Source organism: Acidovorax delafieldii 2AN (assembly GCF_000175235.1).
GTDB classification, from domain to species: domain Bacteria; phylum Pseudomonadota; class Gammaproteobacteria; order Burkholderiales; family Burkholderiaceae_C; genus Acidovorax; species Acidovorax delafieldii_B.
Window position 1 is genome coordinate 1 of sequence record NZ_ACQT01000051.1, and the last position, 21,028, is coordinate 21,028.

19 protein-coding genes and 2 pseudogenes are annotated in these 21,028 nt (G+C 59.6%); 15 read left to right on the forward strand and 6 right to left on the reverse strand.

Translation table 11 applies throughout. The features are described from left to right. Window positions 1-37 precede the first annotated feature (37 nt). Window positions 38-346, forward strand: a complete 309-nt coding sequence (locus ACDELDRAFT_RS09140) for a hypothetical protein (protein ID WP_005795806.1) — start codon at window positions 38-40, stop codon at window positions 344-346. A gap of 792 nt (window positions 347-1,138) precedes the next feature. Here the strand turns inward: ACDELDRAFT_RS09140 and ACDELDRAFT_RS25360 are convergent. Then, window positions 1,139-1,501: a type II toxin-antitoxin system HicB family antitoxin gene (locus tag ACDELDRAFT_RS25360; protein ID WP_005795812.1), complete on the reverse strand. Its 363-nt coding sequence runs from the start codon at window positions 1,499-1,501 to the stop codon at window positions 1,139-1,141. Window positions 1,502-1,724: 223 nt separating this feature from the next. Here ACDELDRAFT_RS25360 and ACDELDRAFT_RS09155 point away from each other — a divergent pair, with 223 nt between their 5' ends. From ACDELDRAFT_RS09155 to ACDELDRAFT_RS09170, 4 genes are all read left to right on the forward strand, one after another. Further along, a complete protein-coding gene (locus ACDELDRAFT_RS09155) occupies window positions 1,725-2,300 on the forward strand; it encodes an HAD domain-containing protein (protein ID WP_005795814.1) in 576 nt (191 codons plus the stop codon). A 118-nt stretch (window positions 2,301-2,418) separates the two neighbouring features. Further along, window positions 2,419-3,708, forward strand: a complete 1,290-nt coding sequence (locus tag ACDELDRAFT_RS09160) for a lytic murein transglycosylase (RefSeq protein ID WP_040328625.1) — start codon at window positions 2,419-2,421, stop codon at window positions 3,706-3,708. Between the two features lie 626 nt (window positions 3,709-4,334). After that, window positions 4,335-5,468 (forward strand): IPTL-CTERM sorting domain-containing protein, encoded by a 1,134-nt coding sequence (locus tag ACDELDRAFT_RS24000; RefSeq protein WP_005795817.1) that lies wholly within the window; start codon window positions 4,335-4,337, stop codon window positions 5,466-5,468. 258 nt (window positions 5,469-5,726) lie between these two features. Next, window positions 5,727-6,953, forward strand: a complete 1,227-nt coding sequence (locus ACDELDRAFT_RS09170) for an IS256 family transposase (protein WP_005795819.1) — start codon at window positions 5,727-5,729, stop codon at window positions 6,951-6,953. 128 nt (window positions 6,954-7,081) lie between these two features. On the opposite strand, the gene ACDELDRAFT_RS09175 is transcribed toward ACDELDRAFT_RS09170, so the two are convergent. Further along, window positions 7,082-7,939: a helix-turn-helix transcriptional regulator gene (locus tag ACDELDRAFT_RS09175; RefSeq protein ID WP_005795820.1), complete on the reverse strand. Its 858-nt coding sequence runs from the start codon at window positions 7,937-7,939 to the stop codon at window positions 7,082-7,084. Between the two features lie 103 nt (window positions 7,940-8,042). Between ACDELDRAFT_RS09175 and ACDELDRAFT_RS09180 the strand changes: the two genes are divergently transcribed. Beyond that, the gene (locus ACDELDRAFT_RS09180) at window positions 8,043-8,912 is read left to right on the forward strand and encodes an SDR family oxidoreductase (protein WP_005795821.1); all 870 of its coding nucleotides are present in this window, start codon (window positions 8,043-8,045) and stop codon (window positions 8,910-8,912) included. A 265-nt stretch (window positions 8,913-9,177) separates the two neighbouring features. Here ACDELDRAFT_RS09180 and ACDELDRAFT_RS25630 read toward each other — a convergent pair. The 4 genes and pseudogenes from ACDELDRAFT_RS25630 to ACDELDRAFT_RS24015 all read right to left on the reverse strand — a co-directional run. After that, window positions 9,178-9,485, reverse strand: a pseudogene (locus ACDELDRAFT_RS25630) (helix-turn-helix transcriptional regulator); the annotation flags it as partial. Between the two features lie 524 nt (window positions 9,486-10,009). Next, window positions 10,010-10,231: pseudogene (locus tag ACDELDRAFT_RS09190) on the reverse strand (transposase); the annotation flags it as partial. Between the two features lie 384 nt (window positions 10,232-10,615). Then, window positions 10,616-11,539: an NAD(P)/FAD-dependent oxidoreductase gene (locus tag ACDELDRAFT_RS09195; RefSeq protein WP_005795825.1), complete on the reverse strand. Its 924-nt coding sequence runs from the start codon at window positions 11,537-11,539 to the stop codon at window positions 10,616-10,618. Between the two features lie 2 nt (window positions 11,540-11,541). Then, window positions 11,542-11,985 carry an Rrf2 family transcriptional regulator gene (locus ACDELDRAFT_RS24015; RefSeq protein WP_005795826.1) on the reverse strand — a complete coding sequence of 148 codons (444 nt, stop codon included), beginning with the start codon at window positions 11,983-11,985 and terminating at the stop codon, window positions 11,542-11,544. A gap of 777 nt (window positions 11,986-12,762) precedes the next feature. Between ACDELDRAFT_RS24015 and ACDELDRAFT_RS09205 the strand changes: the two genes are divergently transcribed. The 9 genes from ACDELDRAFT_RS09205 to ACDELDRAFT_RS09230 all read left to right on the forward strand — a co-directional run bounded on the left by ACDELDRAFT_RS09205 (window position 12,763) and on the right by ACDELDRAFT_RS09230 (window position 20,570). After that, complete coding sequence (locus ACDELDRAFT_RS09205; protein ID WP_232504749.1) at window positions 12,763-13,491, forward strand: N-acetylmuramoyl-L-alanine amidase; 729 nt, start codon at window positions 12,763-12,765, stop codon at window positions 13,489-13,491. 83 nt (window positions 13,492-13,574) lie between these two features. Continuing rightward, on the forward strand, window positions 13,575-15,281 hold the full coding sequence (locus ACDELDRAFT_RS09210; protein WP_005795829.1) for an esterase/lipase family protein: 1,707 nt from the start codon (window positions 13,575-13,577) through the stop codon (window positions 15,279-15,281). 34 nt (window positions 15,282-15,315) lie between these two features. Next, window positions 15,316-15,729, forward strand: a complete 414-nt coding sequence (locus ACDELDRAFT_RS25015) for a hypothetical protein (protein WP_005795831.1) — start codon at window positions 15,316-15,318, stop codon at window positions 15,727-15,729. Beyond that, a complete protein-coding gene (locus ACDELDRAFT_RS09215) occupies window positions 15,726-16,223 on the forward strand; it encodes a hypothetical protein (protein ID WP_157764910.1) in 498 nt (165 codons plus the stop codon). Before ACDELDRAFT_RS25015 ends, ACDELDRAFT_RS09215 begins: the two co-directional genes overlap by 4 nt. Window positions 16,224-16,674: 451 nt before the next feature. Beyond that, complete coding sequence (locus tag ACDELDRAFT_RS25020; RefSeq protein ID WP_157764911.1) at window positions 16,675-16,995, forward strand: hypothetical protein; 321 nt, start codon at window positions 16,675-16,677, stop codon at window positions 16,993-16,995. Between the two features lie 460 nt (window positions 16,996-17,455). Then, window positions 17,456-18,667 (forward strand): IPTL-CTERM sorting domain-containing protein, encoded by a 1,212-nt coding sequence (locus tag ACDELDRAFT_RS25990; RefSeq protein WP_050784153.1) that lies wholly within the window; start codon window positions 17,456-17,458, stop codon window positions 18,665-18,667. 217 nt (window positions 18,668-18,884) lie between these two features. Continuing rightward, window positions 18,885-19,115, forward strand: a complete 231-nt coding sequence (locus ACDELDRAFT_RS25025; RefSeq protein ID WP_005795837.1) for a hypothetical protein — start codon at window positions 18,885-18,887, stop codon at window positions 19,113-19,115. 656 nt (window positions 19,116-19,771) lie between these two features. Next, entirely contained in the window at window positions 19,772-20,185 is a 414-nt protein-coding gene (locus tag ACDELDRAFT_RS09225; protein ID WP_005795838.1) for a hypothetical protein, read from the forward strand. A 127-nt stretch (window positions 20,186-20,312) separates the two neighbouring features. Further along, window positions 20,313-20,570: a hypothetical protein gene (locus ACDELDRAFT_RS09230; RefSeq protein ID WP_005795840.1), complete on the forward strand. Its 258-nt coding sequence runs from the start codon at window positions 20,313-20,315 to the stop codon at window positions 20,568-20,570. Window positions 20,571-21,028 lie beyond the last annotated feature (458 nt).

Below are 21,028 nucleotides of genomic sequence, written 5' to 3' on the forward strand. Positions count from 1 at the left end.
ATTCATACAGTGTTCAAAACACCGGAGAAGTACCACCATGCAAGTCATCGAATCCATGTACGTTGTCGCGCTGCGCGACTATCCCGAAGAGCTCCCTGCCAAGGAGCGCATTGGCGCAGAAACCCGCTATGCCAAAGCGCTGGAAAAGCAGTTGGGCGGTCCAGAGCAGGTGGCTGCGGCACTGGACACCATGTACAGCCTGGAAGAATCGCAGCCTGAGGTGGTGTCTCCAGGGGATCTCACGCTGCTCAAAGCCTGGGGCAAGGCCAGTGCTGCGGCCAAGCAGGCAGGATTCCGGGATCTTGGCGAAGCGGAAGGTGCGTACTTTGAAGTACGGCTGGTATGAGGGTTGAGATCCAGTACCGATGGCGCGTGAAGTCGCCTGCGGGCAAGTGGTTCAACACCCGGCACACGGCGACAGAGGCGTCCATCCGCAAGGAGTATCCGGAGGCTACGCCGGTTCAGGGTACACGCACGGAGCGGGTGGTTCTGGACCAGCCAGCGGAGCTGCTTGCGGCGGGCGCCCACGGTCCCCGCGCACATTCATCCGTGTTGATCTGGCCCTGTACGATCCCTGGGCGGGACGGGCGCATTGTTCTCTCGGGGATACCCAGCAACTACACCGTCACCCAGGAAGGCGATGACTGGGTCGTGATGCTCGGCGGTACCCTGGAAATGTACCGGGGCCCCGGGCCTGTTCGTATCGAGGCAAGATCGTGACGACACCATCACCCTGGAATTACCCCACCTTGCTGTGCACACCGCCCTGGAAGGTGGAAGGAGTGCTCCCGTCGGAGACAGTGCTGCCGCTGGAACCTGAGGCCTATGCCGTCACCCAGGTGGGTGAGACCTGGCGGGTGGCTGTGAGGCACTCAGGGGAGGTGATTTACGCGGGGCCGGGGCCTGTGGAGATCGTGGGGTCGCCTGCGCCGTTTTAGGCAGCCGCGATGTCAGCGCTTGTCTGGTCATCCAACCCGACTGGGACGCGAAGCGACTTAGGCAGCACTACGCCGTTGCTGTCTCAATGGGACGAATTGCGACTTCCATGGTTGCTTCAGTTGGATCCATGCCATCCATTGACCGCGGCACGTGTGTCTCAGCATGGGTGCTCCCAAGGAGCGTGATCTGTGGAGGGCCGTCACGGCCGCCTGAAATTACTGGTTGAGTTCTGGAGTTGCAAGGGGATCGACTGCCCGTCGGTTACTCTCAATTCCATGCGGATAGCGCTTGGCTTGATCTCGCCTCGCTGCAGTCGCTGCGCCAAAACACGCAGCGCAACAGACTGGGCCTTCGCCATGGCATCTTCGGCAGTGGCTCCCCAGGCTCGGGCGCCCGGCAGTTCGGGAACGACCTCCGCCAGAAACCGGCCATCGACGTCAGGCTTGCACTCCAACGTGTAGTTCGCGGCGCATGGGCTGGTAGTGTGCGTTTCGCGGGTGAGAACATAGACGCCGAACCAGGTAATCAAACCGCCGATCAGGAACAGAACAATCAGGTCCATAGTTCATCTTCCTTTTAACTGTGGAAACGCCAAACAAATCCTAATGGAGAACCGGCAATGCAGGCGCACCCATTAGCTTCGGTGAATCTGCCGCCCCTGCATGGCATCGCTCCCCGGCCCGCGTCTCGACACCGTTCAGCATGGACGTTGTCAGACGCCTGCACCGATACTGTGTCACCTTCTTTGTGCATTCATAGTCCAGACCAACCTGAACACGACCGCCATGCAACCCGCGCAGAACACACCCTATCTCCCTGCGTCTACGCCGCGCAGCGCGGACGTGGTGCTTTATCTGGACCTGGACGGGGTAGTGCACCATGAGGCGGTACTTTGGCATCCCCGCATTGGCATCTACATGAGCCCGTACGAGGCTGCCGGGCATGCCTTGTTCGAATGGATTCCCCTCCTGGAGGCGGCGCTCGAACCCTATCCAGCTGTTGCCCTGGTGTTGAGCAGCACTTGGTGTATCCGGCCAGGATATAGCGCCACCCTGAAGCGTCTTCCCCAGTCCCTGCGTTCCCGGTTTATCGGTGGAACGTTTCACAAGCGTGTGCATGGAGCTGATCCCTGGACCTCGTCCATGTTTCGTGCAATGCCGCGGGGCGTACAGGTGATGGACGATGCGGTTCGCAGAAAGCCCCGGCAGTGGATTGCGCTCGATGATGACTTGGAGGACTGGCCTGAAGCGGGCAGGCACCATGTGATCGCCTGCCAGGGAACGATGGGCCTTTCTGATCCAGAAGTCCAGCGTGAGCTCAAGGAGCGCTTGTACCGTTGCCATGCACTGTTGTCGGCGTAGCCATGGATCACCTCGGCGCAGCATGCAACCACAGCGTTGTTTCACGCAACGAGGGCCTGATACCGGAACGGAGGGGGTCAGATTACCCTGGGCCTATAGAACAACGAGAATGGAGTGAATGCACACCACATCCCATTTCCCTGCATCGGCTCGCCGCTGGCTTGTTCCCAGTTTGCTGGCAATCTTTGCGGTTGCCGGTTGCGCCTCGGCACCATCGGTCGAAACCAAGGCACCCGCGCCATTGATGGTCGGCGCGAGCCCGGCCCCAACCGTATCCGACGAGGTCGAACACAGCCAAAGGTTTGCCCGCTGGGTGGCCGATTTCAGCACCGACGCACGCGCAGCCGGCATTGACGAGGCAACGCTCCAATCCGCATTCCATGACGTCCGCTTCATCGCGCGCGTCATCGAGTTGGATCGGGCGCAGCCCGAGTTCACCCGTACTGTATGGGACTACCTTGATCGCGCGCTGTCGGCGCAGCGAATCGCCCGTGGCCAGGACAAATTGCTGGAACTGGGCCCCGCAGTCGACACCATTGCAGTGCGTTACGGTGTCCCGACAGAAGTCCTCGTCGCGATCTGGGGCATGGAGAGCAATTACGGCAGCAACGTCGGCGACATTCCGACCATAGACGCCCTCGCGACGCTCGGCTTTGAGGGTCGACGCGAAGAGTGGGCACGTGGCCAGTTGCTCGCCGCATTGAAAATCCTGCAGAACCGAGACATCGACCGCGCGCAGATGATAGGTTCGTGGGCCGGGGCGATGGGCCAGACGCAATTCCTTCCATCGAACTTTCTGGCTTATGCGGTCGATGCCGATGGCGATGGCCGCCGCGACATCTGGGGTAGCGTCCCCGATGTGATGGCTTCGACCGCGAACTTCCTGGCACGCTCCGGATGGCAAGCCGGCCAGCCGTGGGGGATTGAGGTGCGCTTGCCGACGGGATTCGACTATGCGCGGGCCGACGCTGACGTGCGACAGCCAACGACCCAATGGGCGAACGAGGGTGTGCAGGCTATGGACGGCGCGCCGCTACCGACGTTGGAGGGTGCCTCGGTTCTGGTTCCAGCCGGTGTACGCGGGCCGGCCTTCTTGGTCGGCCCCAACTTCCGTACGATCCTGCGCTACAACAACTCGACCAGCTATGCGCTCGCCGTCAGCTTGTTGGCGCAAAAGCTGGCTGGTGGCCCTACAGTGCAAGCATCCTGGCCACGCGATTTGCAGGCACTGACACGCAGCCAGCTGATGGCGTTGCAGACGGCGCTGAACGTACGGGGTTTCGACAGCGGCACGCCCGACGGCGCCATGGGCCCTGCTACGCGGCGCGGCGTTCGCCAATACCAGCGTAGCTTGGGCCTGCCGGCGGACGGCTATCCGACGCTGGATCTACTGCAGCGCCTGCAGTGACGTGATGACACCGCGCCTTGAGGCCGGTCAGTGCTAAGTTCTTGCCCTGCAATATGCACCTCACCCATTGGGAGCTGCAAAAGGCTGGTTGCAGTCGACCGAGTTCGAAGGTCGAATGTACGCGCCGCAGTTCCGCATTCATTGCCATTGCCAAAACCTCCTACCCGCCATGCGTGCCGGTGTGTACCATCGTGTCATATGGCGATACCTGTTAATACGCCGAACCGTTAAACGGAATTCCGTGCATGACGGCTTATGAGTACAGAAATCTGTGTTTCTTGGGGGTGAGTGCTTGCGTGAGGAGAGGGGCTGGCTCGGGCTTTCGCAACCCGACATGGCTGCACGGGGGGCGTGAAGCCTCGGACCTACCAAGACTGGGAGAGGGGTGTTGCCGTCGTTAGCGCGGAATTTCTTTCAGCTGCAAACGCCCATGGAATCGACGTTTCTTATGTCATAACAGGTCGTAAGACTGGCGGCCTCTCGGGGCCGGCGCCAGCGCCAGCGGGTGATAGCGACACCATCCTGGCACCCAGCCGGTGTGCATCTGCGGTCGGGTGGTGTATGGATGGAACGGGCGGCGCTTCTAGCCATCGCTCCGCAAATCAATATTTACAAGAGAGGGTCCCATGAAACTGAGAGTTTTTGGCGCGCTGTTGCTCGCACTGATGTCTGCACCTACTTTTGCGCAGATGGTTTCGCAACCAACGGATTCCTACGCGGCGATAGCATCGTCGGCCACAGGCCAAACCTTCACGGCCACTGCGTCAGCCAGTATCTCCAGGATCAGTGTGCGGCCCATCGACGGTGACTTTTCCGGCACCCTATACATCTACAACGGCAACAGCGGAAGCGGGGTCCCGTTTTCTGTTGGAACACCCGCATACACCCAAACGGGTGTGACCTTATCAGGCTCCTCATCAGGCGGCCCGATGAGGGACATTGTGCTGACCACCCCCTTTGCAGTGACCGCCGGTAGCACCTATTCATTTGTTCTTGAAGGTCCAGGGCTGCTGGCTGCCGCAGTGGCTGATGTTTATCCAGGCGGAATGGCGATTCTCGACTATGCTGATCTCACCGCTAGCACCTGGGACCTGGCCTTCCAGGTCTGGGCTGTATCCCCCCAAGCCATCACGTACACCTCCACAGCGCCTGCGGCCGCCAAGGTAGGGGGTTCATACACGGTCACAGCCACGGGCGGCGCATCTGGCAATTCCGTGGTGTTCACCATCGACCCATCGGCCAGTGCCGTTTGCTCGGTTGCCGGCGCAACAGTCAGTCTCACGGGCATTGGCACCTGCACTATCAACGCCAATCAGGCTGGCAACGCATCCTATGATCCTGCGCCGCAGGTGCAGCAGAGCTTTGCGGTGGCTGCGCGCCCGCTGCCTGTTGCCGCGGCCGACAACTACACCACAACGCGCAATACGCCCCTCATCGTCGCCGCCCCAGGTGTGCTTGGCAACGACAGTTCCCCCCTGGCGCTGCCCCTTACCGTTGTGCCGGTCTCACTCCCAGCGCATGGCTCCTTTGCCTTCAACCTCGACGGCAGTTTCTACTACACGCCCAACGCAGGCTTCATCGGCACAGACACCTTCACCTACTCCGCGTTTGACGGGTTCGGCACCCCGCCCGTTACCGTGACCATCACTGTGACTCCGCCTCTGGCGCCCGCCAGCATTCCGACCCTGTCGGAGTGGGGCCTGCTGGCACTGTCGTCGCTCATGGGGTTGTTTGCGCTGGGGCGGGTGCGCAGGCGTTGATGGAGACACGAACAGCTTTCAACAATTCCGCAACTGAACATGAAATACCAAACCCGACGCTGCTTCTTTGCCACAGGCCCAGGCACAGACAGACCGGATCGTGGGGCGGGCAGGCGTCAGGCGCTGATGTAGAGTCGAAAGGACCCTAGATCAAAACGGGCAGTGCCGAGGACAAACTGAATGAGAACTGAGGGTGTGCAGAATTTTGTGTAGACGGACAATCCACCGCCGGCGCAAGCCGGCCAGTCCGTAAGCACAATGAGCACCAAGAAACACGACGTACCGGAAGAACTGCTGGCGAAGCTGCTGGCCGATTACAAGAAGCCTGAAGACCTGATTGGCGAGAATGGTCTTCTCAAGCAGTTGACCAAGCTGCTGGTCGAGCGAGCCTTGGATGCCGAACTGACCGAACACCTCGGCCACGAACGCAACGAAGCGGTGGCCAACCCCGCTGGCAACACCCGCAACGGCAAGAGTAAGAAGACCCTCAAGGGCGATTTCGGCGAACTGCCCATCGAAGTGCCCCGCGACCGCCATGGCAGCTTCGAGCCCCAGCTCATTACCAAGCACCAGACCCGCTGGGCGGGCTTTGACGACAAAATCATCTCGCTGTACGCCCGCGGCATGACGGTTCGCGAGATACAGGCCCACCTCAAAGAGATGTATGGCACCGAGGTCTCACCCAGCCTGATTTCCTCGGTGACCGATGCCGTGGCAGACGAGGTCAAGGCATGGCAGGCCCGCCCGCTCGATGCCATCTACCCCATCGTCTATCTGGACTGCATCCATGTGAAGGTGCGCGAGGGCGCCGTGCGGGTCAAGGCGGTGTACCTGGCCATTGGCATCACCATGACGGGCGACAAGGAGGTGCTGGGCCTGTGGCTGGCGCAGACCGAGGGGGCCAAGTTCTGGCTGCAGGTCGTGACCGAGCTACGCAACCGGGGCGTGCAGGACATCTTCATCGCCTGCGTCGATGGGCTCAAGGGCTTCCCTGACGCCATCGAGGCCGTCTTCCCCAAGGCGGTGGTGCAGCTGTGCATCGTGCAGATGGTGCGCCACAGCCTGAACTATGTCTCGTGGAAGCGCCGCAAAGAAGTGGCGACCGACCTGCGCCGCATTTACACGGCCGCCACTGCCGAGGAAGCCCAGCTGATGCTCGGGGAATTCGAGGTCCGCTGGGATGCAGAGTACCTGCCCATCGGCCAGTCCTGGCGCAGGAACTGGAGTCGCTTGACCCCGTTCTTTGACTACCCGCCCGAAATCCGCAAGGTCATCTACACCACCAACGCCATCGAGTCGGTGAACATGAGCTTGAGGAAACTGACCAAGAACCGGGGCTCTTTCCCCAGTGACGAGGCGCTGACCAAGCTGTTCTATCTGGCCCTGCGCAACATCAGCCAGAAGTGGACCATGCCCATCCGGGATTGGAAGGCTGCGCTGACACGATTTACCATTCAGTTCGGAGACCGTATCTCCGTCAATTGAAGTCCGAACCGTTTACACAAAAATTCGGACACGCCCCTTGGCACGGGTGCACCAGCTATCCGCAAGCAGCCTTGACTAGACAGTGGCCACGCTGCGGTGAACCACCACTCCTGGCCGCTGGTACTGAGTCAGTCTTGTGCATCGTCAACAGGCCATCTCACCTGCGCCTCGACCAATGCCTTGATCACGATCGCAGTTTCACTGTCCGCCGGGTTGTAGACGAGCATTGCCAGATCAGGTCTGCCTTCAACGAGAAACGTTGAGTACTCCAACGCAAGCAAGCCTGCCGTCCTGTGCCTGACGTGCTTGATGCCCTCGCCAGACTGCTGCACTGCGTTGTTGCGCCACATGCGTTCAAAGTCTGAACTGGCGTTGCAGAGTTCCTCAGCGAGTACGTGCATGCCGTCACTGGCACCAGCACGTGCGGCATCTGCGCGGAAGACAGCAACGATGAAGCTCGCCACGCTCTCCCAGTCCAACTGAGCTTCGCGAACGGCGGGGTCGAGGAACATTCGGCGCAGCACGTTACGCTCGCGGACCGGCATTTGCCCGTAATCCGAGAGCACCGTCGATGCAGCCTGATTCCACGCGAGAACGTCCCACATGGCTGTTCTCACCAGTGCAGGAGTGGATCCGAAGGAGTCCAGAACGCGTTGAAGTCTCGGCGTGATGCCGCACTCTGGATGGTAGCGAATTTCCGGGGGGCGACCAAGTCCCAGGATGAATGCATGCTCACGTTCCACATCCGTGAGCAGCAGGGCATCTGCTATGCGATGCAGCACTTCTGCCGAAGGTGCGCCTCCGCGGCCTTGTTCCAGCCACGTGTACCAAGTGGCACTAATGTTGGCGCGCTGTGCCACTTCCTCTCGCCTCAGGCCTGGTGTCCTGCGACGTGTGCTGGGCATCCCCAGGGCAATCGGATCCATCCGGGTTCTTCGATCCCGCAGGTAGATGCCCAGTGATGAGTTGTCTGAATCCACGGTCATGCTTGGGGAGAATGGTGGGATTTATACCGGTATAAAGTCACGTATTTACCAGCATAAATGATCAGACGACAGTGTGCTCCTTTCTTGCTAAGGAGAGCATTTCATGTACGTTTTCATTACTGGCGCGACCGGTTGGGTCGGCTCCACTGTGGTTCAGGAGCTGCGGGATGCAGGACACTATGTCACCGGACTTGTCCGGAGTGAGGACCGAGCAGCGGCGTTGGCCTCAACAGGTGTTCGTCTCGTGCGTGGCTCACTCGACGATTTGTCGCTGTTGACCGAGACAGCAGCGAGGTCTGATGCTGTGATTCACACGGCCTTCAACCATGACTTCTCGCGGTTTGCCGAGAACGCTGAACAGGACCGAAAGGCCATTCGGGCATTGGCCACCGGGCTGCAAGGGGGGGGGCGCCGACTTATCGTGACCTCCGGTGTGACACTGGTAAGCCCGGGGCAACTTGCGACTGAGGACATGCCACAAGGAGACCTGTTGCACCCCCGTCGATCCGAGATCGAAGCGCGCGCCGTCGAGGAGCTGGGAGTGCGCGTCTCAGTTGTGCGCCTGGCGCCTTCTGTGCACGGGGTGGGCGACCATGGGTTTATTTCCACCCTGATCGAGCTGGCCCGGCGCACAGGTGTCTCTGCTTACATGGGTGAGGGGCGAAACCGATGGCCTGCGGTTCATCGCTTGGACGCCGGACGTATGTACCGTCAAATCCTGGAGGTTGCTGAGCCACGCTTCGCCTATCACGCGGTTGCTGATGAGGGCATTGAGTTCAGGGCGATTGCCCAAGTCATCGGTCGACAGCTGGGCTTGCCTGTTCAAGCACGGAGCGCCGAGCATTTTGGGTGGTTCGCCAGTTTCGCGGGTGGTGACTTTCCGGCTTCCAGCGGGCGAACAAGGATTGAACTCAAGTGGATGCCAACTCAGCCCGGACTGTTAGAAGACTTGACCAGCCCGGAGTACTACTGATTCAGTTCGTTGACGAGATCTCGCAAATCGAACGGCTGTTGTGTGTCAGGAGTACCAGTTCATGAATAACTACTCTCTGCTAGGAGCCTACCGTCAGGGTTAGATGCTGGGTGGCCGATTGAATTCGCCGCTGGTTGCAGTCACTCGCAACGCCCCGAGTGACCGGTTGAATCCGCCCCCTCGTATCCGACACACAGACCCTCGGCTTGCCTGTGACGCTAAGGGCGCGGTCGCTTTGGCCTGCAATAATTTGACGCCTGCATCGTCAACCTCGCTTTGCGAATAGCGTCTGGGCGGCATGCTGGGTGAATGCGACACCGAACGCACTGACCGAACTATAGCCAACGCGTTCCGCAATTTCGGCGATCTTCAGTTCGCCGCGCCGCAACAGTCGCCGGCGAGCGCCATGCGCCAAGCCAGCAAATATGTTATCGGCGCCACAGCGACGGCTTGGCTGAAACGCTCGAAGAAAGCCGAACGCGACATCGCAACCTCGCGCGCCAGCTATGCGATGCTCCAAGAAGCAGCGGGGCTTTCGTGCATGGCGCGCAGTGCTATCGCTAGCTTAGGGTCAACGCTCACCCCAGCCTTCGTAAAACACCCGCAACTTCTCCATGGCTGGCCCTTCTGTGCGGCCCGGGTTTTGCGCGGTGCCCGCTGACGTGTGGCAAGCTGGGCCTGCTCCATCTCGGCAATCGACTGCAACTTGATTACAAACAGCGATTGCAGTTTTTCGGTCAGTCCCAAGGCCTGCACAACGCGAACCAGCGATACTACGGAGGACTGGCCGGCTTTTTCGAGGGGCTTGCCCGTGCTGACCGAGACCTCGGCTCGCTCGGCGAGGTCGGCCTGCGCCAGCGACTCCGACAGGCCACAGCTTTCAACCGCAGGCCCAACTCTGCAGTGATTTAATCGCTGGTGGAAAATGCAAAGCCCAATATTTGGTCCACTAGCAGGCTGCTGAAATACTCCCCTCGCCCACGAGCTTCATCCCCGGCCCTCGCGCATTTCTCGCGCCAAGTTTCCGTATTCTGAAACTCAGTACTCCAGGTGGGCCCTTTTTGCCTTCTCCAGCTCGATTTCTCGCCCTTTTTTCCTCACATCTGCCCCTGCAGACGGATTTGCCCCAAGGAACGCAGTCGCGTGAGGTTGTAGCCCGCCATCGTCAGCACAAACATCTGATCAACCTTCTTGATCCCACGCACCAGCACCTGGCGCATGTGCCCCACCGTCTTGGCCCAGCCAAAGCCTTGTTCTATGAGCTTTCTCTTTTGCTGCGAGATGGCGTAGCCTTCGCTGTCTGCTATTGCCTCGGGCACCTAGGCTACTAGTGCTTTCTTCTAGTAGCCAGCACTTCAATCCACAGAGCCCTCCAGCATTTGTAGACGCCTCCTCAGCGACCAACGCAAGTTGAAGCGCATTGCTCAAGGCGACAGGCTGCGCACTCGTCAGTGAAAACAGTCGCTCGAACAGCGCCCAGAGGCTGGATTGTTCGACTTCGTCGATTTCAACGCCCAAGTCATGGCAGATGGCCGAAGCACGCCGTGCTTGTCAGCCACAGCATGCGCACTTTCCTGGTGAGTGCAAAGCTCCCTAACTTCCGCTTGCTTCGGTCTCTCGGAATACTTTCGTTGGCATCCCTGGTGCCGTAAGCGTGCTGTCATTCACATGGCTCGATACGTCCACCGGACCGGAGAACAGAATTATCGGTTGCGGCCTTCCACTTGGGTCGAGGCGACGGGCTCGGGCCATAGCAGCGACCGGTGGATATGGACGCCGGCCATGGCACCGTTGCCCACGGCCAGCGATACCGAATGCGGTGCCCGTGCCACGTCGCCACACGCAAATACACCAGCCACCGAGGTCTTGTTCTCGGCATCGGTGCGAATCTGCATGCCCATGGGCGTTTCTTCCAGCGCGCAGCCCATCGCTTCCGCGAAGGGACTGGCTGGAGAACTGCGCGTCGCCGCGAACAGACCCGTAAAGCGAAGCAGGCGCCCATCGGCCATGGCCACATCGGCATGCCCGTCGATCCTGTCGATGGTTGCATCCTCGATCGTCACGCCACGGCGCTCCAAGGCAGATCGGGCTTCCTGGCTCAGTTCCGCGGCACCGTTGACGAGTAAGGTCACATCGCCCCAATCGGTGAGCAGTTCGGCTTGATGGATGGATATCTGGCTGGCGCCAAGGATGCCGATACGGCCCTGGTCAAGCTCATAGCCATGGCAATATGGACAGTGGAAGACCGACTTGCCCCAGCGCTCCGCGAGGCCATCGACAGCAGGAAGCTGGTCGGCCACGCCGGTGGCCACCAAGATGCGGCGGGCGCGGTGCGAGCCGCCGTTGGACGTCGTGACCGTGAATTCGTCCAACTGTCCCGTTACAGCTTCGGCCCGCCCTTCAAGCCAGGTCAACGTCGGATAGGCCTCGAGCTGGCGGCGAGCGTTCGCTACGATCTCTCCAGGGGCCACGCCATCCTGGCCGAGAAATCCGTGCGAATGGCTGGCGAAGCGGTTGCGCCGCTCGCCCGCGTCGATCACCAGCACGGTCCGCCGCGCCCGTATCAATTGCAGGGTTGCAGCCATTCCAGCATAGCTGCCGCCGATAACGATGACGTCGTACTGCATGGTCAACTCCTCCTACGTCGTGCCGCTGCATGCCGACGCGCGAAATCGGCGGCTAGGTCGGCAAGAGTAATTTCCGAGAATCGCTTGAGCAACAGCGCCTCTGCCTCGGCAAACGTTCCTTCCAGCGCGGCATTGACCGATTGCTCGACCAGGCACTCCGGTGCTTCATTGCGGTTGCCGATGGCGAACATGGCGGGTTCGCCCAGCGCTTCGTGCAACTGACGCAAGGTGACCGTGCGAAGGTCTGCATGGATGCGCCATCCACCCGCGTGGCCGCGATCAGAAGTCACGATTCCTGCTTCTCGCAGATACCCCATGGTGCGCCGGACGACGACTGGATTGGTGCCCAGGCATTGCGCTATGGTTTCGGAGGTGACGGGGCCATCCTGCTCGGCCATGTGCAGCAGCGCATGCAGGACGGAAGATAGGCGACTGTTGTGTTTCATGTAACTAATGATATTACGTATTGGGTGGTGTGTCAAGATGACTCGAATATGAGATCTCGCCGAGCCGCAGGTTTCACATCCGCTACAACGCCTGCAAGATTGTGGGTGCGCCGAAACCAGCTAAAGCCCCGATGCGACAGATCCTCAGCAACACAACCGGGGCACAGGTGCACCTTGTCTGTGTACAGTCGTGATCCAAGGATTTTTACGATCCCCCGCCTGTCTGTAGATCCGTGAAGAGTTGGCGCTGTGTCACGATCAGCAACTCGTAGCGTCGGCAAAAGGCTGTGCTGTCTCGCGTAGTCGGTAACGCTCATCACCGCGATCGTGGCCACCTGCTCCAGCCAGGAAAAATGAGGCCGCACCTTCACAGTGCCCCTCCGCGAGTCTCTCAACTAGCCGCAGCCTATAGCTCTTGGCTGTCCGGCCGCATAAAAGCGGTCCAATCCGTCCAGCATGGGCAAGAACGAACTCGTGAGGCATTGGAGCCCTTCGCGGCGAAGTCATTTCGCCCCCCAACCTCTCCAGTTCTGCGACAACACGGCGCGCTTGCAAAGGCGCCCGTTCATACGGCTTCCCTACCGGAGATAACGTTTTGAACAATTGCACGACGGGCGAATGCTACGCGATTGCTGCCGTTCGCATCTCGGTCACGAATGGGTACTATCGGCCACGAGCGGTCAATCAAAGCACGCAATCTTTGCTCTTGCCCCGACCGTTTGTCGACGTGATCGGCTCCAACGGACAGGTAAAGGGATTGACCGAACTATCACTTTGGTGAAGAATTTCGCGGCAGGTTTGGAGGAGATTCTCATGGAAAATCCCAGGCTGTACCAGTTCAACCTGCCCCAACGCAACCGGCCGCCAGACATAATCCTGAGCGATCCGTGGTATCCGGGTGTCCAGTCTTGCTGGGAGCGGTGTACTACCAAACGCAGCGTGGACCCCATCTATGGAATCCGGGCTGTGGTGATCCATGCCACCGCCGGTACGTCCTCTTCGGGCGCAATCTCGGTCATGAAGCGGCGTGACGATCCGGCCTCATTCCACTGGCTGGTGCCTGACGAGGACGAAGCGCAGCATGGGCACCTGGTTTGGGCCTGCGCGCCGGAAGCGCTGGCTGCATGGCATGTGCGCAATGCGGCGTCCCACCCCGATGTAAACGGCGGCGCTGGCCGCGTCAATCACTGGTCACTGGGAATCGAGGTCGTAAACGCACAAAAAAACGATCCATTCTCCGATTGGCAGATTGAAGCCACAGCCCGCATCGTGCGGTACTGTTGGGCGAAGTACCCCAATCTGAAGCATGTCGTGTCGCATGCCAAGCTTGATCCAGGGCGGCGCAGTGACCCCGGTGAGCACTTTGATTGGCTTCGTTTCAAGTCGCTCGTGCTTGTGGGCGGCAACGACGAATTGCCTGCACTCGTCGCGCAGGCCACGCCGCTCTCGCGCCTACGATCGCCCGCCTCCTCGCCCTGCTGCGATGTCGGCCCCGTCACCGATTGATCCTCACCGCTTCGCGGTCCGCAACTTGGCGAGCATCCGCGAAGGCCATCCCAACAGTCGTGCCGACCCTAAGGAGCGATTCCATGCCCACTGAAGCTTCGACGCAATCCAACGAGCGCCGGTATCCCATCATCTACGTACGCGGCTTTGCGTTCTCTGCCGACGAACGCGACGACACTGCCGCAGACCCCTATTGCGGGTTCAACGTGGGCTCCTCCGTCTATCGAGCCAGTGCAAACAAGGAGCGGCCACGCTCTTACATGTTCGAATCCCCGGTCGTCCGGCTCGCCAACGAGCACGACTACAACGTGATCTACGAGGACGGTCTGAGTGTGATGGACCCTGCGTTCACTACCGGCGATGAGGGCGCCGAGCATGTCAAGGCTGGCATACCGCTGAACTCGATCATCATCCACCGCTTCTACGACTCGGGGTCCAACTTGCTTGGCAACGGCAAGAGCCGTTCCATTGACGAATACGCTAGGGAATTGGGCGCATTGATCGCCACGGTGCGACGTCTCGTCCGCCCACGCGCGCTGGCAATCAACCCCAGCTATCGTGACACAGAATTCCGCTGCTACTTGGTGGCGCATTCCATGGGCGGACTCGTCGTGCGCGCCTTGTTGCAGAACGCCGCCAACGAAGTGACCCAAATCGACTTTGCCGGCCGTATAGAGCCGGCGGCGCCGGTACGTGGATGTGTCGCCAAGGTCTTTACCTACGCCACCCCCCATAACGGCATTGAGTTCGCAGGACTCAACGTGCCGGAATTCCTTGGTGACGTTAGCAAATTCAACCGAGATACCATGCGCCAGTATTTGGATACTGTGCCGATCGGCGGAAAAGTCAACTACTTACCGCCGGGTATTCAGCCCCCCCCGACCCATTGGTTCACGATGGTCGGCACTAACCGGCTTGACTACGAGGTTGCCCATGGTGCATCGCGAACCTTCGTGGGTCGTGGCAGCGACGGTTTGGTTCGGATTGATAACGCGACACTATGGTATCAGGACCCACCCGGCGAAACAGGGCGAGTCCTGCCCGTTGCCTGTGCTTATGCGTACCGTTCCCATTCAGGTGCGTTTGGCATCGTCAACTCGATGGAGGCCTACCAAAACCTCCGTCGCTTCCTCTTCGGTGACTGTAGGGTAGATCTTTGGCTGGACATAGAGTCTGCAACTCTACCCGACGATGTCCAAAAGCAGGAGAGCGTACATAACCGGCGTGTCGATGCTGTCTACCAAATCGAACTAGTCGCTTCACCTCGCGGAAAGCCCTGGGCGCTCAGCCGACGCAAGGCCGAAGAGGACTCTCCGGCTTGCCGCACCTACCAGGAGATTCGCAGCGGCATGAGCGAGCCGGTCCATCTATCCACCGTCTTCCTGATGAACACCGCCCGAGTGAACCAGAATCGGCCCGGCCTGTCCTATGCTGTCACGCTCGGAGTGAAGGCGCCCGACTACGAGGTGGACCGTGCATTCTGGAAGGACGGTCACTACGAGGGAGTCTCGATCTTCCGCGACTCGCTGATTGTCACCATTTATGACCCAGTTGCGCACGCCAAGTTCATCCAGCAACCGACCGACGAATGGCTGGTGCGATACCACTGGTTGCAGCGCGAAGGCGAAGTGGATCCCAATGGCGAACCGATCGAAGAAGAGTGCCGGTTTTCCCCGGCTTCGCTGGAGAAGCCGGTAACCGTGAAGGTTCCGCTGTACCAGGACCGGATGAGCGCATCTACCGGGCGCATTGAAGCTACTCTTCGGATGGAGGCAAGAGTATGGGCCTAAATATCACAAACACTGGGTTACGAGGAGAGGTCCCATGAAGTATTCGACTCAGCAACCTCAATTACTCATCGTGCTCACCCTGGCACTTACAGGCTCTGCAATTGCTCAAGTCGACTGCCCCGCCGGACCGCTGAGGTGCATCATTCTGCCTACTTCACAGCCTGCACCGCAACCCGGCACCGCTCCAATACCCAAGCCCAAGCCAGCTCCTGGCGCGACGTGGCTCCCTGCCGGACCCGGGCGCATTGAAGCGGATAGAGCACTGACCAGCAAGTCCACATCGTCACTCATCAAAGAGCTCCAACTTCCACGACTTACCCCGAATGACCTCCCGGCTGTGCAAACCATATTGGGCGATCAGGTGAAGACGCTGGAGCCCAACAAGTATTACTACGCACCGAGCAACAACCGCGGGGTCGTTTTTCAAGGTCTGGAACTGAAAAAGTGAGCCACGAAATGACGGTGCTGGCGGGCTTCGCGGCAGCTACTGCAAGCGGCTTCCTCATTCCTTTCGCGCTGATCGCAGTTTGGCAGCGTAGTGCGTTGAAGGAGGCCGGTGCGATATTGATTGCACTGGCATTAATCGGAGCCAGCGCCGGCACTGCCGGAGGAATGAGCCGGGTTGGCGCCATCGGCTCAATAGTTCCCGCGTTCTTAGGCCTTCTGGGTGGGCTATCGCTTTATCTTTTCGGTCTTGACCGTTCCAAGGGACTCATCGCGTCATTCGGTGCGGCTGCAGTCTCCTTGGCGCTCATCGTTTCATACTCTTTGGGCGCAAAGCAGCGGAATGTTGCCGAAGACCATCGCGACATTCGATCCATCTGTGCTCAGGCCTATACCAATCAGAAGCTCCTGTCGGACCCTATCGCGTACGCCGAGTTTCGTCGCAGGCTAGGCGAGCCATTTTGCAACGACGCAATGAATTGGTGGATAACGCCGTAGTTGGAGGGTGTAGACGAAATCAACCGATCGTGGCGATGCTGGAGAGAAGAATACCCGCCTCGGCCAGCCAGACCCCCGCTGTGGAGATAGACGATCTTGCGATCGCGGTGCATGACGTTGCAACACAAACTCTCATTGCAATGAATGGCGGTTTCGCCGCTCTCAGCCTGTATGACCCCTCTGGGTTGTTTTGCGACGGTCGCACAACGGCCATAGACCGACATCGGCCCAAGGCACGACTCAGGACATCTGGATGGCTGTTCCAGTCGGGCAAAACGAAGGGCGAGGCAGATCCAACCGGAAAATGTCTCCTATTGGCTCAATCTCGCGGTCGTGGAGGCTTGTCGCCCGTGTTCCCTACAGCCATCTACCTACCCAATTTACGACATCGGCACAGGTAACGAACATGCCATCATTTCGAGTCAGAGCGCGGTACACGCCCCCGCCGGGAATGGACTGGATCATACGTGCCCCTGCCACAGGCTGGAGGCCCACCCATATACTGGAATCTGGCGTTCGATTGCGCTGGATAAGCATTCTTCTTCCCGATAATTCGAGAGGTATTCGCGTCAACGCTGGCGACTCTCATGCATTCGAACTGTTGGTCCAATTTACTGAAGAAGTTATTGCAGTCGGTACAGTTTGGAAAGTTTTGCACTCGACGGTTCATTTCGCCCAGTTTGAAGTCGAAGATGTGCTTGAGGTTGCGCGTGGTGGAGAAACGATCAGTACACCGAGCCAGGTCGGAAACACTTGGATGGTTTTTTGCTGATCGATCCTGCAAAAAACTGGGTTTGAAATGCTCCAGGTGTTCGCGCTCTGCCACCAATGCCTGTGTCTGAGGGGTGTAAGGGACCGGGTTGGGCCCGCTAGGGTCCCTCGCTGTGGGGCAGAGTCCGGCCAGGAGCCGACGTTAACGTTAAGCGGTTGCGGACGCCCAACCTTGGAACTAAGGGGCAGCCGTTGGCGGCCCCCCGGCTGACGGGCTTCATATTTGTGCGAATGAATGACGGTGACATTGCGCGCACCCGCGATTCACATAATTCAGCCTCGCGGTGTGCTTCGCATGCTTTACGGCTTTACCAACTTCTCGTAGGAAAAGAACCCTGTAAATGACAGATACGTCAGACAAATTTTCTTGCGGTAGTCGCAGTCTAGCGGCCGACTGGCCGTGGCAGATGGCGCGTGCAAGCCTCGTTACTATCGCAGGTATTGCCTGGATGGGCACTGCAATGGCACAAGCCCTGTGCCAGCCCGGCACCACCACGCAGGACTACGCGTACACCGGCGCACAGCAGTCGTATGTGGTGCCCGCTGGGGTCGACCAGATCGCCGTACAGGTATTCGGAGCACAAGGCAATGGCGGGGCCTTCGTTGCGGGCTCGGGCAGCACCGGTGGCCTGGGTGGCTCGGCCAAAGGTACCTTAGCTACTGCAGCCGGGCAATCTCTGTTCGTCTTTGTGGGCGGTCAAGGCAATGGTGGCTTGGGCGGGGTGGCCGATACCCAGTCCAGAGCAGGGGGCAACGGCGGCGAGGCCTCGGACCTTCGACTGGGGAGCAATGCCATTGGCTCGCGGGTGATCGTGGCTGGCGGTGGCGGCGGTGGCGGAGGACAGTCCACCAACGGCGGAGTTCAGGGCAGCGGTGGGAATGGCGGCGCTGGCGGTGGCGATGCTGGTGGCAACGGAGCCAATGCCATAGATGCTCCTACCCTCACGGGCGGCGGCGGGCAAGGCGGCCAGTCGGGCGTCGGTGGCGCACCAGGACAAGGCTGCAGTTTTGCCTCGGGAACGGCAGGCAATGGCACCACCGGGCAAGGCGGCAGCGGAGTGTCCATTGCCTTCACCTCCAACTTTGGCGGCGCTGGCGGCGGCGGTGGCGGCGGGCATGTGGTGGGTGGCGGCGGTGGCGGTGGAACCGCTGGCACGGCCATGTGTACCTTAAACCTCACGGGGGCTGGCGGCGGCGGGGCAGGTGGAACCTCTGCGGCATTTGCCGGTATCAGCGGCTTTGCCAGCAGCAATGGGGTCCGGTTCGGGCACGGTTTCGTGCGCCTATGCATACCTGCCACCGCGCAGGCCTTGAGATTTAGCGCGGTGCCTAGCCAGACTTACAGCGCCGGGGGAACGTTCTCCATCAATGCTGCGGCCAGCAACATCGGCCCAAATTCTGGCAACCCGATTACCTACGCATCGCTCACCCCGGGCATTTGCACGGTGAGCGGCACCACGGTCAGCATGGTGTCACTTGGGACCTGCACCTTGGAGGCCCGCCAGGCAGGAAGCACCATTTACACATCTGCGTCCCCTGTCTCACAAAATGTACTGATCGGGGCGGCAGTCGCGGTGCCCGCGTCGATTCCGACTCTGAGCGAATGGAGCGTGCTTGCGGCAGGGCTGCTGATCGCGGGTGCTGCGGCGGCGGTGCTACGGCGACGCATCTGATGCCTCTGCCTCGCCCGCAAAGAGGGTGCAGTTGCAATTCTTGAAGATTGGTTGAGTGCGCCAGCCGCTCAGCTCGAACGCTGTGCGGTCGATTAGTGCTTCAAGTTCGGCGACTCAAATTCCATAATCCCAAGACGCTTGAGAGACAGCAAAGGGTCGTTTTGCGACGGTCGCACAACGGCCAAAAGCCGACATTGCGCAGATAAGGAAAAGTCTAATGACAGCTTGGATTCTGTTGCTTCTCACGCTGTGTTGCGTATGGCTGTGCGTTGACGCATCTAAGCTCAACGCACCATTGCGCGATAAGCATCCGAATACTCCAGAAGGTAATTCGCGCGTGACGTTTGAAGGTATCTACGCACCATTCGGACTTGGAGTATTGGCATGGCTTTTTCTGGCAATGAGCATTCTCCTGGGAGTTCTTACCGTTCGCGAGTTTCTTGCATAAGTTCCTTAAAACGATGTCCGCTATGCATTTCCAGTCACCTGCGTCACAAGGCAAAATTCGGCCGGTAACAGACATTGGGAGGATCGACTGATGGGTTGGGCTTGGATCGGGTTCGGCTTACTTCTGCTTGGGCTCGGCGGGGACTCTCTTCGCCATATCGTCGTTCGCCGTCCCACCAGTCGAGAAGTAGCGGAAGCTGTATTTGGGCCCGGGGCGAAGGACTTGCCTCCAGCCTTGGAAGACATGGCACGTACCCGCTGGATGATTCAAGGCTCTTCGCTTGCGCAACTTCTGGCAGTCCTCTTCGCTGTCGTTGGTATTTTGTCGATTATTGGAGGCTCGCTGTTGCTGCTATGAGAGGCTGCTTTGGGCCCTGAGCCGACAGTGGGCATCCCTTCCCAAAAGCAGTCATTGATTCAGATTGATCGGTGCCCAAAGCGTACAGAAGGCGGGTCAAGTTCAGCCTACTGGCACGCTATAGTTTGCGGACTTAACGCTTGCCGGGTTTCGCAGAATTTTGCACCTGGACATTTAAACAGGTGCCTGCTTGCAAACCCGTGCTGCAAGCCACTTCCCGGAGGAATCAATGTCCAGAATATCCCGCACGGTCCAGTTTATCCCGCAGGTTTTGCGGGATACATCACGTTAGTCCGCACATGGTGTCTGTGGCAGAACTGAAGACCGATGAGAGCGAGTTCCACACGTCGTACCGCATCTTCATCGACGCGGTGCAGATGCTCGCTTCCTCTCCGGAGGATCAATGCGCCGCAATGGGCGATTTCAATGTCGCCTGGGAGCTCAAAGACGATGTACGTGCCGGAAAGTATCTTGTGGGTCAGGGATACCTGAATGAGGTCCAGGAAGCGTGGGTACTGGCTCTCGCGGGAGCACTGGACGCCGTTCCGGCGCAAGTACTGCCCGCCGGCGCAGGGCGTGAGACGAATCTCCTTGGGATGAAGCACCCCTCCTGGGTGCCCTTGCGCGTGATTGCCAATGTAGTCCTCGATGCACTGAGGCCCTTCACCGAACAAAATGCCAAGTACTTGCAGCTTCCGTGGCCTGCGGGCTAACAGGTCGTTCGACGCGGACACGCACCGGCAAGGCGCCGCAAGCCGTGCGCGGGAGCATACGTCTTGCGGCGCCTTGCCGGTGCGTGCCGGTCAACTCCGACGTTAAATCACAAAGGAGGGAAGCATTTTGGAAGCGCTAATACTTTCGCTAATTCTGGTTGTAGGGGGCATCTATTTCGGCTTTCGCAACGTCCGTCTTCTGCGAAACGAAGCGGCGCTTCGAGAGTACATGCAGAGCAGTCCCAAGGCGACGTTGTGGGTAAGAAAGTACGGGCTCGATGGCGCGACAAAGATGGTCCGTGAATCCTTTATCCCGCTTGGTTTAGTCATCTCTACTGCGATGGTGGCGTTCGGAGGGTGGAATCTGTGGCGCATGTATCTGTGAGGGCGTGCCGGCACAGTGCGTGTGGTTTAACTTTGCCGTCGAGGCGGACCGCCTGCGGCGTCCGCTTTCGTTTACGGTGACCGGCTGCTACTGGCCGTGACCTGTCGTTCACGACCGGCGGCTTTGCAGCATGCCGATCGCCTTCGCGCGGCACCATGAAGCCCATCTGGCGATGTGAATTTCAGTGGATCGTCCAGACGAGCCGCTGCCAGGTGCGCGAGATGTGGCACCGCCAGGTCTCGGTGATCTGCGCCAGGGCATGACGCTCGACGAGTTCGCGACGATCCTGCGCACCAAGGGCGCCGCCGCCGAGGTGCACCACGCGACCGACAGCAGCCTCGACGAATTCCGCTCGGCGAGCCACGCCGGCATATAGTCGTCGACTACCTGCGCCGAACGCTCGAGCAGGAGCGCGGCGTGTTGATTTCCACGCAGAAGTGACCCACTAACCCCCAGGA

Bases quoted from the DNA above. Each gene is read 5' to 3' on its own strand.
- ACDELDRAFT_RS09140 (WP_005795806.1), top strand. From the start codon at position 38: ATGCAAGTCATCGAATCCATGTACGTTGTCGCGCTGCGCGACTATCCC.
- ACDELDRAFT_RS09195 (WP_005795825.1), bottom strand. From the start codon at position 11,539: ATGCAGTACGACGTCATCGTTATCGGCGGCAGCTATGCTGGAATGGCT.
- ACDELDRAFT_RS24000 (WP_005795817.1), top strand. From the start codon at position 4,335: ATGAAACTGAGAGTTTTTGGCGCGCTGTTGCTCGCACTGATGTCTGCA.
- ACDELDRAFT_RS24015 (WP_005795826.1), bottom strand. From the start codon at position 11,985: ATGAAACACAACAGTCGCCTATCTTCCGTCCTGCATGCGCTGCTGCAC.
- ACDELDRAFT_RS25015 (WP_005795831.1), top strand. From the start codon at position 15,316: ATGAAGTATTCGACTCAGCAACCTCAATTACTCATCGTGCTCACCCTG.
- ACDELDRAFT_RS09180 (WP_005795821.1), top strand. From the start codon at position 8,043: ATGTACGTTTTCATTACTGGCGCGACCGGTTGGGTCGGCTCCACTGTG.
- ACDELDRAFT_RS09160 (WP_040328625.1), top strand. From the start codon at position 2,419: ATGCACACCACATCCCATTTCCCTGCATCGGCTCGCCGCTGGCTTGTT.
- ACDELDRAFT_RS25360 (WP_005795812.1), bottom strand. From the start codon at position 1,501: ATGGACCTGATTGTTCTGTTCCTGATCGGCGGTTTGATTACCTGGTTC.
- ACDELDRAFT_RS25025 (WP_005795837.1), top strand. From the start codon at position 18,885: ATGACAGCTTGGATTCTGTTGCTTCTCACGCTGTGTTGCGTATGGCTG.
- ACDELDRAFT_RS25990 (WP_050784153.1), top strand. From the start codon at position 17,456: ATGGCACAAGCCCTGTGCCAGCCCGGCACCACCACGCAGGACTACGCG.
- ACDELDRAFT_RS25020 (WP_157764911.1), top strand. From the start codon at position 16,675: ATGGACTGGATCATACGTGCCCCTGCCACAGGCTGGAGGCCCACCCAT.
- ACDELDRAFT_RS09175 (WP_005795820.1), bottom strand. From the start codon at position 7,939: ATGACCGTGGATTCAGACAACTCATCACTGGGCATCTACCTGCGGGAT.
- ACDELDRAFT_RS09210 (WP_005795829.1), top strand. From the start codon at position 13,575: ATGCCCACTGAAGCTTCGACGCAATCCAACGAGCGCCGGTATCCCATC.
- ACDELDRAFT_RS09170 (WP_005795819.1), top strand. From the start codon at position 5,727: ATGAGCACCAAGAAACACGACGTACCGGAAGAACTGCTGGCGAAGCTG.
- ACDELDRAFT_RS09225 (WP_005795838.1), top strand. From the start codon at position 19,772: ATGGTGTCTGTGGCAGAACTGAAGACCGATGAGAGCGAGTTCCACACG.
- ACDELDRAFT_RS09155 (WP_005795814.1), top strand. From the start codon at position 1,725: ATGCAACCCGCGCAGAACACACCCTATCTCCCTGCGTCTACGCCGCGC.